Here is a 15,230-nt window from a genome sequence, read left to right on the forward strand (position 1 = left end):
AACTTGTCCCTTCTATTATGTTTTTTTCATGAAAAAACCGATCACTTTCGGATCGGCTAATTGTTTATTGGTATTTTCAAAACCTGTCCTGCATTAACTTGTTTACTCTTAAGATTATTGGCTTTCATAATGATGTCCATCCCCTTGGCAGAATGGTAGTACTTCAAGGCTATTCTATATAGATTTTCGTTTGGTTTGACCTTATGCGTTACAGTAGAATTTTATTGTGGTTCTGTAGTGACTTCAGTTGTTTTTTTTATAGGTTCTGTGGTTTCAGCTTGTTTTACCTCGTTGCTAGGTTGTTCTGTTGTATTATCCTCAGGATTAGTTTCATTCGATTGATCCAAATCTTCAACTATTGGTTCGTCTTCCTCATTTGACGTATCTAAATGAATGGTTTCATATCCAACAGAATCCTCAGTGTTTTTCGGAACTCCATTAACTTTATTAGCACCATCACGGTACGAAATTACACTAAAAATAATGATCGGCAGAAGGATAAAGAACAAAACTAATAACCGTATAACTGGGTACTTTAGCTTCCACTTTGTTTTTTTCTTCTTTTGCCGGTGTATATGCTCACGAGGCGGCAAGTCGTCTTTGACGTCCATTTTCTCATTAATTTTTTCTATTCGTTGTTTTAAACGTTCCGCCTGGTCCCTGTAAGGCTCTTCGCTATTCATAGCCGAACTCCTCCCCGTTCATCTTCTCTAGTTGGACTTTTACATTTTATATAAACACCTAATAAAAAATCAATAATAAAATGCATAGCAATTGTAATAGCTAAATTATTGGTCCATTCAAAAATGAGTCCAATCAAAAAGCTTAATACAACAATATTCACAAATAAAAACCAATTAAAAAGGTAACGATAGTGAATAATCGCAAAAATAATGCTCGCTAAAACCAGTCCTACTTTTGTTTGTATGATTCCTCTGAACAATAATTCCTCACTAAACGCTACAAAAAAAGCAATCAGTACAATGTGGAAAATATTTCTATTTTTAAAGATTCTTTCATTTAAACCCCCATCATCATAATAGGAAGAAGGCAGCCACTTCATTAAGAGGACATCTAACATCACAACTATTAATCCTGCAGGAATCCCAATTGTAAAAATTTGAGAGTCATCTAAAATAATTGTCTCTAAATAGGAGAAATGGTCAAAAAATATAAACCCCAATAGTAATGAGATGACACAGAGAATTACTTGTGTCATGTACAGATGAAAAAGCAAATCTCTATCAGTTAATCCATTTATTAATTCAAAATACTTCTTTTTCATTCCCTCAACTCACTATTGATTAGAATTTTGGCAAGATATTCTTTCCAGTTTTGTTCCGTTTTTTTCACAAAAGTATCATTACTGGAATTACTAGTTTGGTAATCGATTATTTGAAGTCCGCAAATGTCACAGCACTTATTTACCCTGTTTAATAATGTTTCATCAAAATAATGTAAAATATTTTCACGTCTGCAAAACTTAGATTCAACCCATTTTTTCATTCGATAAATATTATTTTTTTTAATTGTTAATCTTTCCTGAACAAACTCTTTAATAAGAATTTGTAATTGTTTAAGACTTATTGTTTCAAGCGGCGAATTTATTACAAAGTCCTCAATAATCCGCCATTGAATTTCTGAGAAACCCCCAAGGTCCATTAACTTGATATCTAAAGTAATTTTTCCATCTTTTAAAATCTGTTTCTCATCTATCATTTTAAACAACCAGTCTATTTGGAGTTCTGATGGTAACTCACTCTCGGCAAGTTGTAGCGGCAGTTGTTCATCCCCAGGAGTATATAAAAGGATGGCAATACTTGGTTTACCATCTCGACCTGCCCTTCCAATTTCTTGGAGATACGACTCTATTTGCATCGGCATATGATAATGAATAATAAACCGGATATTTTCTTTATTTATTCCCATACCAAATGCACTCGTTGCACATATAACATCCAATTGTCCATAAAGAAACTGCTGTTGAATTAGTATTCTTGTGTTTTGGTCCAATCCGCCATGATAGGCCATCGCACTGCAAATTCCTTTTTCTGCTAATAATGAAGCCATTTGTTCCGCCATTTTTTTACTTGAAAAATAAATAATTCCTGGTTTTTTCAAATTAGCAACAAGCTCACAGACAATCCCTTGCTTTTCTCGGTAGTCTAATAATTCTTTAACATAAAAACCGATATTCGGCCTGTCAATCGTTGACTCTATTTTATTAATTTCATCCAAATCAAGTGAACGAATGATGTCCTCTCTTACTTTTTTTGTTGCAGTTGCAGTTAATGCAAGTGTGAGCGGATTGCCAAACTTTTTTCTAACTTCACCTAATTTTGAATAATCTGGTCGAAAGTCAAAGCCCCATTGCGAAATACAATGTGCTTCATCAACCACAAATAATGAAATAGTAAGTTCTTGTAGTTTGCGGAGGATAAAAGGTACCAATAACATTTCTGGTGATATAAAGATAAACTTATACTGATTAAGTTGATGAAGTGCATTTTGCCTTTCATCTGCACTAAGAAAGGAGTTTAAAGCAATTACTCTCTTTTCACCAAATTTCTTAAAATGCTCCACTTGGTCTTGCATCAGTGAGAGAAGAGGCGATATTATTAAAACTTGCCCCTTTAACATTAACCCTGGCAGTTGATAACATAATGATTTCCCTGTTCCTGTCGGGAGCATGGCCAATGTATGTTGACCAGATAAGACAGATGTGATGACCTCTTTTTGTCCTGTCTTAAAACTTTGAAAACCAAAATGTTCTTTTAATACTTTTTCTAGTTCCATTATCTATCACCATATTTCGCTAATACCAACCTTATTTGAAAATATGTTGCAATTACTATTTTTTCTCGAATTAACTTTAACTGTTTAGTTGCAATTTGATGTGAAATTTCTAAAATCTTATTTTGTAACTCTATATCTACGTAAGTATCAATAGAGAAATTCTCTATATTTAAGGCTAATTCAACCAGATGATCTTCTATTGTACTTAATTTTAAGTTCCTTATATTTGCAATCATATCAAGTGTATATCCTTGATTTAATAATCTCTGTGTTTTCCTAGTAGATAACGTTAATTCATCATTTTTCATTAGACCTTTGACTAAAAAAGGCAAAATTTTAAACTCACTACTATCTTCCTCAATTTTTTGCATTAAATAATGAAGTGTATTAGTAAACCCAATTTGGTAATCGTGAAAATCTATATTTAACTGTTTGGCTGCTTGAAGAGGGGTCAAGCCAATTTGTTGAAAACCTGTTAACTGAATTACTACAATCGCAGGGTCAAATCCATTTCCTGTGTCAAAACAATCCTCTAATTCTGAATAAACAGTGGTCCCCATTTCCATCCTAGGCATATTAATACTTTTTAGAGTAGATTTTAACCAACTATGAACCTCTTTGTTTTTTTGGATGGGAATATATCTTGTTTCACCGAACATTAAATTGGATATCACCTGCACTAATAAGGACAATCTTTCCCAAAATAAGGATGTCATTTGATGATAGTTCCAGCCATTAATATACTTTGGGAGTTGTTTTTTTTCTAGGAGTTCTTTTCCAAGAAGAGTTAATATAAATCGTTGTTCTCCGATATTTTTTATCCACTTTTTTTCACTCATCGATTGGATGATCTCTTCAAAAGATTCCCTTGATAATTGTTCGTAAATCCCAAAAAAACTTTTCAACGAAAATAAATGGGCATCTTGGATTGTTTGCGATGACTTTTTTCCATTAAGAAGGTGATAGACCGCATAAATGGTCCGTTCCCTATTTAATTGTTTTATACTGTAAAGAATGATGGATTCAATTTGGAGCATACGAACCTCCCACCACTTATTTCGCGCATATTCGACCAAAAACACCATTTTCCTTCTTTATTCTACCATGAAATAAGGGAACTTGATGACCAAAAATGTGGAAGATTTAGAAAATCGCTTGGATAAACTAAAGGGATAAAGGCATTTTTCTATTGAAAAGTTGACGATACAGTTTTACAATAGATATGAGTTATCCGTTTTCATATTATTAATGGAAATGAGTCTTATTTTTTTAATTTACTGGGAGGTTTTTTTCATGGCAAAGTATACAATTGTTGATAAGGAAACATGCATTGCATGTGGAGCTTGCGGCGCAGCAGCACCAGATATCTATGATTACGACGATGAAGGTATCGCATACGTAACTCTTGATGATAATGAAGGAATTGTTGAAATTCCTGATGTATTAATCGATGACATGATGGATGCTTTTGAGGGCTGCCCTACTGATTCCATTAAAGTAGCAGACGAAGCTTTTGATGGCAATCCAACTAAATTTGAATAATATTTAGGATAAGATGTTTAAGCTACTACCCCTCTCCTTTTTAGGTGAGGGGCTTTTATTTTTATTTACAAAATAAACAACAGGAGGAATGATTCCCCCTGCTGTTCAGCTGCTTAGGCGCTTTTTATAGTTGTATATTTAATGATCCATGCTTGCATCCGTATGAACAGAAGCATAAAGATGCCTGACATCATGACACCTTTTAAAAGGTTAAATGGTAAGATTGCTGGCAACACTAAATTCCGCATATCTGGAAAGCCCATCAGTACGGTATATGCAGGTAAAATTACCAAGTAGTTTAAAATACTCATCATTACCGCCATAATTGTCGTACCGATAATTAAAGCTAGCGTCATACCTTTTCTAGTCTTAAGTCTATTATATACAAAATAAGTTGGCAGGATAAACACAATTCCTGCAACGAAATTGGCTATATGCCCCACAGGAATTCCTGTTTGGCTTCCTGTCTGAATATAATTAAGGACATTTTTAAAAAACTCAACTAAAATTCCTGCAATCGGACCAAAAATCAATGTGGCAATTAAGGCTGGAATGTCACTGAAATCGACAAACAAGAAATTTGGGAATAGCGGCAATGGAAATTGTATTAGCATTAACAAAAAAGCAATACTACTCAGCATTCCTATTGACACATAAGCCCTAACGTTCATTTTCCTCTTTTTCTGCATTTTCTTCATCTTCCTCTCTCCTTTTTTGATCCATCGCGTTAAGGAAGAGAGGTTCAGCAAACAAACGAGACCAATGTAAATAAAAACTCCCTCAGCAATAATTGCTTGAGGGAGTTTACAAAGGCACGCTTAATAAACGTTCATTAATATATAATTTTTGAACGTCTGCAGAACCTCCATCTTCTCCCATCCAGACTATACTGTCGGCTTTGGAATCTCACCAAATCCTGCCTAAAACGGCTCGCGGGCTTATGAGTATTTACTCAAATACCGCCGATCGGGAATTTCACCCTGCCCCGAAGATAGATCGATATTAAATTACAATATTAATTATACTGTAGAACATTTCTTTTGTTAAGTAAAAGATTTTAACAACAAAACCCGCAGACAACAGTCTGCGGGTCTTACTGCCCGAGATTAATGGACATTTAATATTTGTTTAGGTTTAATCAGATCGGTGGAAAGATGGTTTAGCTCTTTAATCCGGGTCACCGAGATGTTTTTTTTCTTCGAAATTGAATACAATGTATCACCCTGTTTGACGATATATTGTTGGTTCGTCACTTTGATTTTATCCTCTTTAATGTGTGAGCTCGCCTCTAATACATCGTGATTACTTGCCGCAATACCTCCGCGTACAGTCTCCCCGGTGTCTGCTTTTCCTAATATCGTTTCTGGATCCAAGGCAAATTTCTTATCGTATCTCCATTCTTGCTGATGCGTTTCAAAATGGAGATGAGTCCCGGTAGCTTGTCCAGTTTCCCCCATTTTCCCTATTACTGTTCCTTGCTTAATCTTTTGCCCTTTATACACGTTTCGCTTGTTTAAGTGTGCGTAAACAGTCACTATATGACTTGGATGTTTAATAAACACAACATTTCCATATGTATTAGAGTAATAAGATTTCACCACTTGCCCGTCAGCCACGGCTAGTACAGGTGTATTTAATTTTCCAGCGATATCTATCCCCTTATGCTTACCCATCCTTGTTCCATATGTATCAGAAACTATACCATCTGCAGGCCATATCCACCCATCCTTAACCTTTTTATCAATTTTCATGCTGGCTTCTGAATGCTTTCCTCCTAAAAATAACAAACTGACACATAGCGCCATAATTAGGGCAATAATAACCCTTTTTATGTAATCTCGCATTTTCTTTAGTCACTCTCCTTAATTCTTTTCTTCCTCCACACAATATGTTGTTTTTTTCACCTTTAGAACATATTCCTTATCGGTGGAGTGATTAGGCATACTTGTTATAATTTGGAGAAACGATAAATAATATTCATAAAAAAATCAACCTTTAACGGTTGATTAAAAAAGATTATTGTAATTTCCGTTGATTCGGGGCCAGCGGTACTTTGTTCTCTTTTGAGAGGTCGAATGGTCCAATATTTTTTATTGGTGGATTCGTAATAAAGACTTTTTCTAACCCGAATTCTTTTGCAGTTAATAACAGTGACTCATAAGCGTTTATTGTCGGTTGATCATCTTGAAGGCTTGCATCTTCCTTCAATGATACAATTAACGTCTTCTCTTTAATTGACACCTCATCAATCGGCAGTGCAGGTAAAAGCGAACTTTTTAACCCTAGTGTGGGCTGATCCTTTTTCATATCCTCAACAGCCATCTTAATATCTTTATATTTTTCTATAGATGGGACTAGGAAGGGTATTTCATTACTATCGGAATAGTAAAAGAAGAAGGCATGATTCTTTTGTTGCTGTATGCTTACTTCTTCCTGATGACCATAATTCCCCAATTCAATACCAGGTTCACCATTGGTTGAAAATCTTATCTTTTTTAAATCACTATTGGAGGAGATATCTTTTTGCAGTATATTAATAAAATTTGTTTCTGTCGCTGAACCTTGTCCATACTGATGGTTTAATGGCAAATCCACTTTAATTGACTTATTCTTATTATCAAGTTTCAATGAAGCATTAAGAGGGTAGAATTCACTTAACCCCCATTCTTGCTCCTTTAAATTCACCATATTTTCATTAAATAGCTCCAGCCATGTTCTCTCATTTGAATCATTAATAATTGTTGAAACAGGTACAAGAATTTGTATTTGTGGGTCTGGAATCCAGTAGGTTAACACTTTTCCTTTGCCTACTTCTCCATCATATATAGCCGTTTTCAAAGTTTGAGTCTTATCCGCTCCTGAAAATGTTCTTGCTTTTGAACTTGTATCATCCTTTTTTAACGCAATCGTTGAATTTTTATCTGCCGTTTGTATATCTCGCTCTACAGATGATTTCTCTTGACTAGCATTATCCTCTGAGTATTGTGGCCCGACCATTAATTTAGGAATTAAGATAAAGAATATGAGCAAGGCAGCAACAGTTGCAAGACCAGGTACCAGCCATTGTTTTGGTTTTGTTTTTCTTATTGGAAGATTTCGATATATGTCACGAGAATTGCGATCATCTTGTATTTTAGGCATCTGCCTTAATAGTTCTTCGAGCTGCTTATCGCTCCACTCTGACTTTTTCACTAGCTGTTCCCTCCTTTTCATAGGAAAATTCCATATGCTTCTTCAAAACCTTTAAGGAACGGTGTTGTGTAGTTTTTACCTTACTTTCAGTCCATCCTAATGCTTGGGCTGTTTCAGCAATAGATAAATCTTGTATATACCGTAGAATTATCACAGCTCGTTGATCAAGTGTGCAATATTCCAGGCAAGTATATACCCATCTGATTTCTTCCCTTTGTACCGCAATTTCTTCTGGAATCGGATATCCATCTTTCAGTTGATCAGTTGACCAATCGAATTTTTCCAGTAATCTCTCTTTCCATCCCTTTTGTTTTCGAAAAGAGTCTATGGCCACATTTCTTGCAATCGAAAAAAGCCATGTTTTCTCGCTGCTTTTCCCTTCAAAACGCCGATAGGATTTAAATACCCTTATATACACCTCTTGGACAAGATCTTCTGCTTGTTCCTTGTTTCTAACCATATAAAATAGAAATTGAAAAACGTCGTGATGGTATTTTTGATAAAGTTCATCGAAAACGGAGTCCATCAATTCCCCTCCCCGTTCATAATATTAGTCGATTTATATGTATAAAAGTTTCACCCTATAAATATAGACTTTTTTGTGACAAAATGAAAGGTATAATTTGGAATTGATTTCCTAAAAGTTCGATAAAAAAACTCATCCTAATTATGGATGAGCTTTTGATTTAACACTAATTTTTTCTTAATTGTTCCCCGTGAATCAAGAACAATCGGCAAAAAACTTGTTCAATTTACTATTTTCGAGGTACCAAGAAGGAAAATGTCGTTCCATGCCCGATTTTACTCTGAACCGAAATATGACCATGGTGTGCATCTATAATATTTTTAGCTATGGCAAGTCCAAGTCCAGTCCCTGCTCTTCCTCTAGTTCGTGCTTTATCGGCTTTATAAAAACGTTCAAAGACGAACGGCAGGTCTTCTTCGGGAATACCAGAGCCAGAATCCTTTACCCGGATCTTAATTCCCATTTCTTCTGATGTAACATTTAATTTAACCGAACCACCCTTAGGTGTGTGTCTGATCGCATTATCAATTAAATTCGTAAGTACCTGTTCAATACGATCAGGATCAAACGAAATAGAGGTGATTCCATTCTCAATTTCTGCATACAATTGAACTTCATTCTCTTTAGCTAATCCCTGAAACTTATGAATAATCCGATTAATAAATGATGGAATATCAATTTCTTCCTTTGTTAATAGAAGATGTCCTGCTTCCATTCGGGCCAAATCAAGCAACTCATTTACAAGCCTGCCCATCCTTAATGATTCATCGTAAATGACCTTTGCCATTTCCTTTTTCTCTTCTTGAGATTCAGCAATATCATCTACAATCGCTTCACTATACCCTTGTAACATCGATATAGGCGTTCTGAGTTCATGTGAAACATTCGCAATAAAGTCTTGTCTCATTTTATCTAACTGCCGTTCTTCTGTCATATCCCTTAAAACAGCAACAGCACCGCGGATAAATCGGTTACTATATAATGGACTTACCAGGATGACCCAGTGCCTGCCTTGAAACGAAATTTCACCAACTTGTTCGGACTCAGTATTTACTGCTTGTTGGAATAGATCCATTACTTCTGTTGGGATTGCCTCAGAATCAGAACTAAATCCACCCATCTCATAATACCAATATTGTAGAAAACGATCAGCAGGGGGATTGGTAATTAATATCGTACCGTCCCGATTAAAAGTAATTACTCCATCTGCCATACTACTTAAGATACTTGAAAGCTGTTCTTTTTCTTGGCTAAGTGCACTCATATTGAATTTCAATTGTCTGCCCATTTGATTAAACGCAGTTGCTAATTCACCAATTTCATCGTGAGTAAGGATTGGAACTTTGGTATCGAACTTCCCTCTAGCCACTTCAAATGCAGCTTCCCGCATCTTTCTTAACGGAGCAGCAATTCTTGTAGATAAAAAGAAAGCAAAAATGGTTGTTAGAATAATCGCAACACCAGCAACAAGTAAAATAAATTTAGTTGTTTCATGGGTTGTTTCCTGCATGACTTCCATTGATTGATATATAAAGACGGCACTATGCTCTTCCCCAGGAAGATGCAAAGGTACACCGATAATCGAAAACTTAGTACCCTTTCCATCTTCATCATTGAAGGTAAGTGTGGAAACCTTTTCAACATTAACATCTCGTTTAAAGACTTGTGATAAATTTGGGTCATTCTTAATATCTGCCAATGATAACCTTTTCGTCTTTTCTGTGTTTGGAGAGTAGTAGATTTCATTCTCATTTTTGATAATTACTACATTATTCACTTTATCGATAATTTCCCAAGATATCTCTAATCCAAGTGATAATTCTCCATTAGTATGTCCTTCTAAAACGGAAGCAATCTTCTCGGCTGTGTTGGTTAAATCCTCTTTCATCTCAAGAGTATTGTAGTTTTGGAAAAATTCGAGAAGCATAATTGTTAAAATGAATAGCACAACTGAAACTAATAAAAGGATTGTTAACCATAGCTTTCCTACAACACTTCTTAAAAAGGTCATTCATTAATAACCTCAAATTTATAGCCTACACCCCAGACTGTGACAATCATTCTTGCCGCTTGCTCGGATACTTTATTTAATTTTTCACGGAGACGCTTTACATGTGTATCTACTGTACGTAGATCTCCGAAAAACTCGTAATGCCAGACTTCCTTAAGTAATTGTTCACGATCAAAAACTTTATCTGGTGCTTTTGATAAGAAATAAAGTAATTCATATTCTTTTGGAGTTAGACTAACTTCTTTACCATCAGCTGCTACTCTGTGTGCATCATTATCAATTGTTAGGTGCGGAAATACAATTACGTCTTTTGTTGTTGTTTCTGTTTGCAAGTAACTAGTTTGTGATGATCTTCTTAACAAGGCTTTCACCCGTAAAACAACTTCTCGTGGACTGAATGGTTTAACAATATAATCGTCTGTCCCCACTTCAAATCCTTGAACTCGATTAATTTCTTCACCTTTTGCGGTAAGCATGATTACTGGCGTTGCTTTTTTTTCTCTTAATTCACGGCAAACTTCAATTCCATCCTTACCAGGCATCATTAGGTCGAGGAGAATGGCATCGTAATCATTAGCAAATGCTTTCGCTAATGCCTCATTCCCGTCTTCTGCTTCATCAATTATATAATCTTCTCGCTCTAAGTACATTTTTAATAAGCGACGAATTCTTTCCTCATCATCTACCACTAAAATTTTTACGTCTTTATCCATTATTAATCCCCCCATGGAGTTTATTTTACAAAACACTATTGTTTTATGCTATAATTTCCTGCTAATTTGCCTTAAAAGTTGTGTCAATATTTTGACAAACAATAAAACATTTGAGTTTTAAAAAGGCCCTCACTTTAATAAAAGTGAAGGCTATAAAAATTAGTTTTAAAGCAAATTAACCAGCATAGGAATGAAGCCCAGCAATAACGAGATTAACTGCAACGAGGTTAAACATAATTATGACAAAGCCAATGACAGCTAGCCATGCGGATTTTTCTCCATGCCAGCCTTTTGAAAGGCGCAGATGTAAAAATGCTGCGTAAAACAACCAAGTAATTAATGCCCATACTTCCTTTGGATCCCAGCCCCAAAATCGCGACCAAGCCATTTGTGCCCAAATCATTGCAAAAATAAGTGCACCTAGAGTAAAGACAGGAAAACCGATTAACACAGATCGATAGCTAATTTCATCCACAAAGTCTAGTTTAATGTTTTTAACAATCGGCTTTAGCGCTGCAGCAATTCGCTTTCTTAAAATTAATCTAATGATGCCATAAATAATAAGACCCGCCATCAATGACCAGATAACTGTATTTAATTTTTTCGCATTAATAAAGGCTGGAACCTCAAACAAAGGTTTAAATCCATCTTTAGTTACTAATTCTCCTTCATGCGGACCAGAAAGAGCAGGCATAGTATATTCAAGCACTGCCGCGTTATCGTGTTTATCAATCCAATTAAACTTTTCATGGTAACCCAAACTAGAAAAGATTGAAGATACAGCTACGAAACCAATGACTGCAACTAGTGAAAACATCACCATTTCGAGCCAGAATGTCTGTTTACTGGATTTTGTTTGATCAATTGCCTTAACCAAATAAATAAGACCTGCTGCAAAACTAATTGCTAAGATGGCTTCTCCAATTGCCGCAGTAGTTACATGAATATGGAGCCAATAGCTTTGTAAAGCTGGTATTAATGGCGAAATATCCTTCGGAAACATACTAGCATAAGCAATAACCAAAATAGCCACTGGCATTGTAAATAATCCAAGTAAGGTGGTTCGATAAATAAAATATATAACAATAAATGCACCTACAAGAGCCATTCCAAAGAATGTCGTAAACTCAAACATATTACTTACTGGAGCGTGTCCCGCTGCAATCCATCTCGTAATAAAGTACCCTAACTGCGAAATAAAACCAACAATCGTTAGAAAGACCGCGATTTTCCCCCACTTGTTGGTTCCTTGTTTTTCATCACCTGGCTTTTTTGATTTAATCGACCCACCAAAAAATAGGGTTGCAACTAAATATAGAATAAAAGAAATAAATAATAAATTACTACTTATTGATGCCAACTAGACTCCCCCCTTATCCGATTCTTCTATTTGCGCTTGATCAATTGGCATTTTAAGATTCGTATCTGCCAATACAACTTCAATTTCTCGTTTTATTCCATACCAATTTTTGTTTGTGTGAGCAGCAATCCAGACTTCGCCGTTTTTGTTTTGAAGCCAAATGCGGCGATGATTCCAATAGGCACCTTGAATAACACCAATCATAAAGATGATTCCGCCTATTATAATTACCCAAAGGGTTGAATCTTTACGAACAATAAAGCCTGAAACATTTGTTGTTTCGATTCCTTTGAAAGACATCTTATATTGGTTAGCACCAAATGGTTCAATTGTTTGCTTGATGGCTACAAAACTTGTTTCTCCTTTTGGTTTATCAGGAGTCACCATTCGAAAGACAAAAGCAGGGTTGTTGGGTACGCGTGATTTAGTGGTTGGCTCACCATTGTCTGCAAATTCAAAGTCAGGAAAATAGTTTAATATTTCAACCGAATAGCCATTTCCAAGATCATACTTCATCTTTGGGTCTCTTAGGTCAATTGTAAGTTCACCCATGGATTTATTTGTCTGTTTATTTGTCAAACCAAATGACATTTTATTTAATTCATTCCTGAATGAAGCTTGAAAAACCGAATAGCCTTCATATGTGAGCGGTAAATTTACACGTACTTTATAATCTTCAACCTTCTTTAGTGTTGGTTTCTCACCAGGGAGATTTTGTCCAACCCGTTTATATAGAACAACGTTAGATTGATAATTTTTTACAACTTCCCCGGCCTTATCAATCGCCTTTTCAAAGGTCTTATCTTTATTTTTATCGTAATGCTCCAGAATGAACTTGTTATTTTGAAGGTAGAACTGTCCATCCGTCTCTGGAACAACAGCCGTTTCACCTTCCCGTACCCAAAGGTCTTCATTAACATACATCCCCGGAATAAAGCGCAGCACACCACCGAATAAGAAAATAATTAAACCTACATGGTTTACGTATGGACCCCAGCGAGAAAATCGTCCCTTTTCCGCTAAAATATCGCCATTTTCTTCACGAATATGGTATCGTCGTTCTTGTAAATGTTTCTTAACTGTTGAAAAATCGCTTTCACTCGCTGCTTCGTTCACTCCGAAAACACGCTGACGTTTTAAAAAGCCTTCATGCCTAGTTACTCTTTGGGCCTTAAGGGCCTTATATAATGGAACAACTCGATCAAGACTACAAATGACTAGCGATATTCCAATCATTGCAATCAGGACTAGGTACCACCAAGAACTATATAGGTTATTGAATCCCAATTGGTAATATAATTTACCAAACCAGCCATATTCTTGCTCGTAGTATACATCTGCAGGTAAATCGATATACATTTCTTGAGGTAAAATGGTACCAAGCGACGAGGCAATTAAAGTAATAATAATCAGCCAAACGCCAACTTTTACTGATGAAAAAAAGTTCCATATTTTATCAATAATCGTTTTATTGTATGTTTGTGAACGGCGTGCACTCCCTTCATAGCGCATATCAATAAGCTGATCTGTATTAGTTTGAACGATCAGTTCTTTTCCACATGCTTCACATAAAACGGTTCCATGGGGATTCACATGCCCACATTCACATTTAACATCATTCATTCGAAAAAACTCCCTACAACCTTAAGGTTTAATTTTCTCCATAAACTCCCTTACTTTTTCTTCCGTAAGTGCACCTGTATAATACTCTACGACCTCGCCATTCTTATCAATCAAAAATGTAGCAGGAAGCGGATCAATCCCATAAGTACTCATGACTTCTTTATCCGTATCAATCATAATTGGAAAATCCAGTTTTAGACGCTCTGCAAATTGATTAACTGCGAGTTCAGATTCTTGAATATCTACTGTTAGTACTTGAACACCTTTGTCTTTATACTGATGATATTGATTATTAATATAAGGCATTTCCTTTTTACATGGCGGGCACCATGTTCCCCAGAAATTCAGGAATACCCCTTGTCCACGGTAATCTGAAAGCTGATGCTTGTTTCCTTGCATATCGACCAATACAAAATCAGGAGCCTGTGCACCCACCGCAACTTTTTGCTTCGTATCTTTTGTAAAATTTGCATATAACGTATAAACAACGGCAGCACCTAGTAAAAGTAAGATGATGGATCTTATAACTAATCGCCGTTTTTTCATAAAAAAACCCTCCCATAACCACTTGACACAGTTTGTCTAATTATAGCATTTTCCAATATATTCACAGTGTTTACACAGAACAAAATTTGTGACGGTTTTATGAATTTTTTTTGGCAGATCCCATCCCGATTGCTCTAAGTTGCTTTACTTCATGTGGTGTCAGTTCCCTGGCGTCACCTGTTCTTAAACCACTTAATGTTAAGAAACCGTAGCGTTCTCGTTTTAATTTCAACACTTCATGGCCAATCGCTTCGAACATCCTTCTAACCTGACGATTTCTACCTTCATGGATGGTTATTTCAACGATTGCAGTTTGTTTTTTATTATCTGCCGAGAGCAATTTTACTCTTGCTGGGGCTGTTTTTCCATCTTCTAGACGGATACCCCTTTCTAGTTTCCTCAAATTCTCCTTTAAGGGAATTCCTTTTACTTTTGCTACATAAACTTTATCAATTTCATTTTTAGGATGCATTAGTAAATTAGCAAATTCCCCGTCATTGGTTAACACTAATAAACCGGATGTATCGTAATCAAGACGTCCAACCGGATAAATTCTTTCTTTTAAATGCGGAAAGAAATCCGTGACTACTTTTCTGCCCTTCTCATCATTAACACTTGAGATAACTCCTCTTGGTTTATATAAAAGGAAATAAACAGGTTCTTCTTTCTCAATCTGAATTTCATTTACTTCTACCCTATCAGATGCAGAGACTTTCAGACCAAGTTCTGTAACAACCTTTCCATTAACCTTTACGCGCCCATCTTTTATAAGGTCTTCCGCTTTTCTTCTAGAAGCAATGCCCGCCCGAGCAATTACTTTTTGTAATCTTTCCATTATTCCACCTCGAATTTATCTATATAAAACGATAGACAGCACAAAAATGCATCCTATCCTTATGAATTATGACACAATTCCTTCAC

15 protein-coding genes and 1 riboswitch are annotated in these 15,230 nt (G+C 35.7%); of the genes, 1 reads left to right on the plus strand and 14 read right to left on the minus strand.

What is annotated here, in order from left to right:
• Window positions 1-221: 221 nt before the first annotated feature.
• Genes QNH17_RS20965 through QNH17_RS20980 form a run of 4 tightly spaced genes read right to left on the minus strand, consistent with a single transcriptional unit; the run spans window position 222 to window position 3,833 of the window.
• Complete coding sequence (locus tag QNH17_RS20965; protein ID WP_283874897.1) at window positions 222-683, minus strand: hypothetical protein; 462 nt, start codon at window positions 681-683, stop codon at window positions 222-224.
• Window positions 680-1,285 carry a CPBP family intramembrane glutamic endopeptidase gene (locus QNH17_RS20970; protein ID WP_283874899.1) on the minus strand — a complete coding sequence of 202 codons (606 nt, stop codon included), beginning with the start codon at window positions 1,283-1,285 and terminating at the stop codon, window positions 680-682. The genes QNH17_RS20965 and QNH17_RS20970 overlap by 4 nt, the downstream gene beginning before the upstream one ends.
• Window positions 1,282-2,796 carry a RecQ family ATP-dependent DNA helicase gene (locus tag QNH17_RS20975; RefSeq protein ID WP_283874901.1) on the minus strand — a complete coding sequence of 505 codons (1,515 nt, stop codon included), beginning with the start codon at window positions 2,794-2,796 and terminating at the stop codon, window positions 1,282-1,284. The genes QNH17_RS20970 and QNH17_RS20975 overlap by 4 nt, the downstream gene beginning before the upstream one ends.
• On the minus strand, window positions 2,796-3,833 hold the full coding sequence (locus QNH17_RS20980) for a YpbB family protein (RefSeq protein WP_283874903.1): 1,038 nt from the start codon (window positions 3,831-3,833) through the stop codon (window positions 2,796-2,798). Before QNH17_RS20980 ends, QNH17_RS20975 begins: the two co-directional genes overlap by 1 nt.
• A 256-nt stretch (window positions 3,834-4,089) precedes the next feature.
• On the opposite strand from QNH17_RS20980, the gene QNH17_RS20985 reads away from it, so the two are divergent.
• Window positions 4,090-4,338, plus strand: coding sequence for a ferredoxin (locus QNH17_RS20985; protein ID WP_098574836.1), 249 nt, complete (start codon window positions 4,090-4,092; stop codon window positions 4,336-4,338).
• 113 nt (window positions 4,339-4,451) lie between these two features.
• On the opposite strand, the gene QNH17_RS20990 is transcribed toward QNH17_RS20985, so the two are convergent.
• The 10 genes from QNH17_RS20990 to rluB all read right to left on the minus strand — a co-directional run bounded on the left by QNH17_RS20990 (window position 4,452) and on the right by rluB (window position 15,144).
• Window positions 4,452-5,036 (minus strand): ECF transporter S component, encoded by a 585-nt coding sequence (locus QNH17_RS20990; RefSeq protein WP_283874907.1) that lies wholly within the window; start codon window positions 5,034-5,036, stop codon window positions 4,452-4,454.
• Window positions 5,037-5,201: 165 nt separating this feature from the next.
• Window positions 5,202-5,335: riboswitch (FMN riboswitch) on the minus strand.
• Between the two features lie 109 nt (window positions 5,336-5,444).
• A complete protein-coding gene (locus QNH17_RS20995) occupies window positions 5,445-6,182 on the minus strand; it encodes a peptidoglycan DD-metalloendopeptidase family protein (protein WP_283874908.1) in 738 nt (245 codons plus the stop codon).
• Window positions 6,183-6,354: 172 nt separating this feature from the next.
• Window positions 6,355-7,530: a hypothetical protein gene (locus QNH17_RS21000; RefSeq protein ID WP_283874909.1), complete on the minus strand. Its 1,176-nt coding sequence runs from the start codon at window positions 7,528-7,530 to the stop codon at window positions 6,355-6,357.
• Entirely contained in the window at window positions 7,505-8,056 is a 552-nt protein-coding gene (gene sigX, locus QNH17_RS21005) for an RNA polymerase sigma factor SigX (RefSeq protein ID WP_283874910.1), read from the minus strand. Before sigX ends, QNH17_RS21000 begins: the two co-directional genes overlap by 26 nt.
• Before the next feature lie 229 nt (window positions 8,057-8,285).
• Window positions 8,286-10,067 (minus strand): ATP-binding protein, encoded by a 1,782-nt coding sequence (locus tag QNH17_RS21010; protein ID WP_283874912.1) that lies wholly within the window; start codon window positions 10,065-10,067, stop codon window positions 8,286-8,288.
• Window positions 10,064-10,780, minus strand: coding sequence for a response regulator transcription factor (locus QNH17_RS21015; protein WP_283874913.1), 717 nt, complete (start codon window positions 10,778-10,780; stop codon window positions 10,064-10,066). Before QNH17_RS21015 ends, QNH17_RS21010 begins: the two co-directional genes overlap by 4 nt.
• 175 nt (window positions 10,781-10,955) lie before the next feature.
• Window positions 10,956-12,140, minus strand: coding sequence for a c-type cytochrome biogenesis protein CcsB (gene ccsB / locus QNH17_RS21020; protein ID WP_283874914.1), 1,185 nt, complete (start codon window positions 12,138-12,140; stop codon window positions 10,956-10,958).
• The gene (gene resB / locus QNH17_RS21025) at window positions 12,141-13,763 is read right to left on the minus strand and encodes a cytochrome c biogenesis protein ResB (RefSeq protein WP_283874916.1); all 1,623 of its coding nucleotides are present in this window, start codon (window positions 13,761-13,763) and stop codon (window positions 12,141-12,143) included.
• 21 nt (window positions 13,764-13,784) lie between these two features.
• Entirely contained in the window at window positions 13,785-14,309 is a 525-nt protein-coding gene (resA, locus tag QNH17_RS21030) for a thiol-disulfide oxidoreductase ResA (protein WP_283874918.1), read from the minus strand.
• 97 nt (window positions 14,310-14,406) lie between these two features.
• On the minus strand, window positions 14,407-15,144 hold the full coding sequence (rluB, locus tag QNH17_RS21035; RefSeq protein ID WP_283874920.1) for a 23S rRNA pseudouridine(2605) synthase RluB: 738 nt from the start codon (window positions 15,142-15,144) through the stop codon (window positions 14,407-14,409).
• Between the last annotated feature and the right edge of the window lie 86 nt (window positions 15,145-15,230).

Source organism: Neobacillus sp. SuZ13 (assembly GCF_030123365.1).
GTDB lineage: Bacteria > Bacillota > Bacilli > Bacillales > Cytobacillaceae > Neobacillus.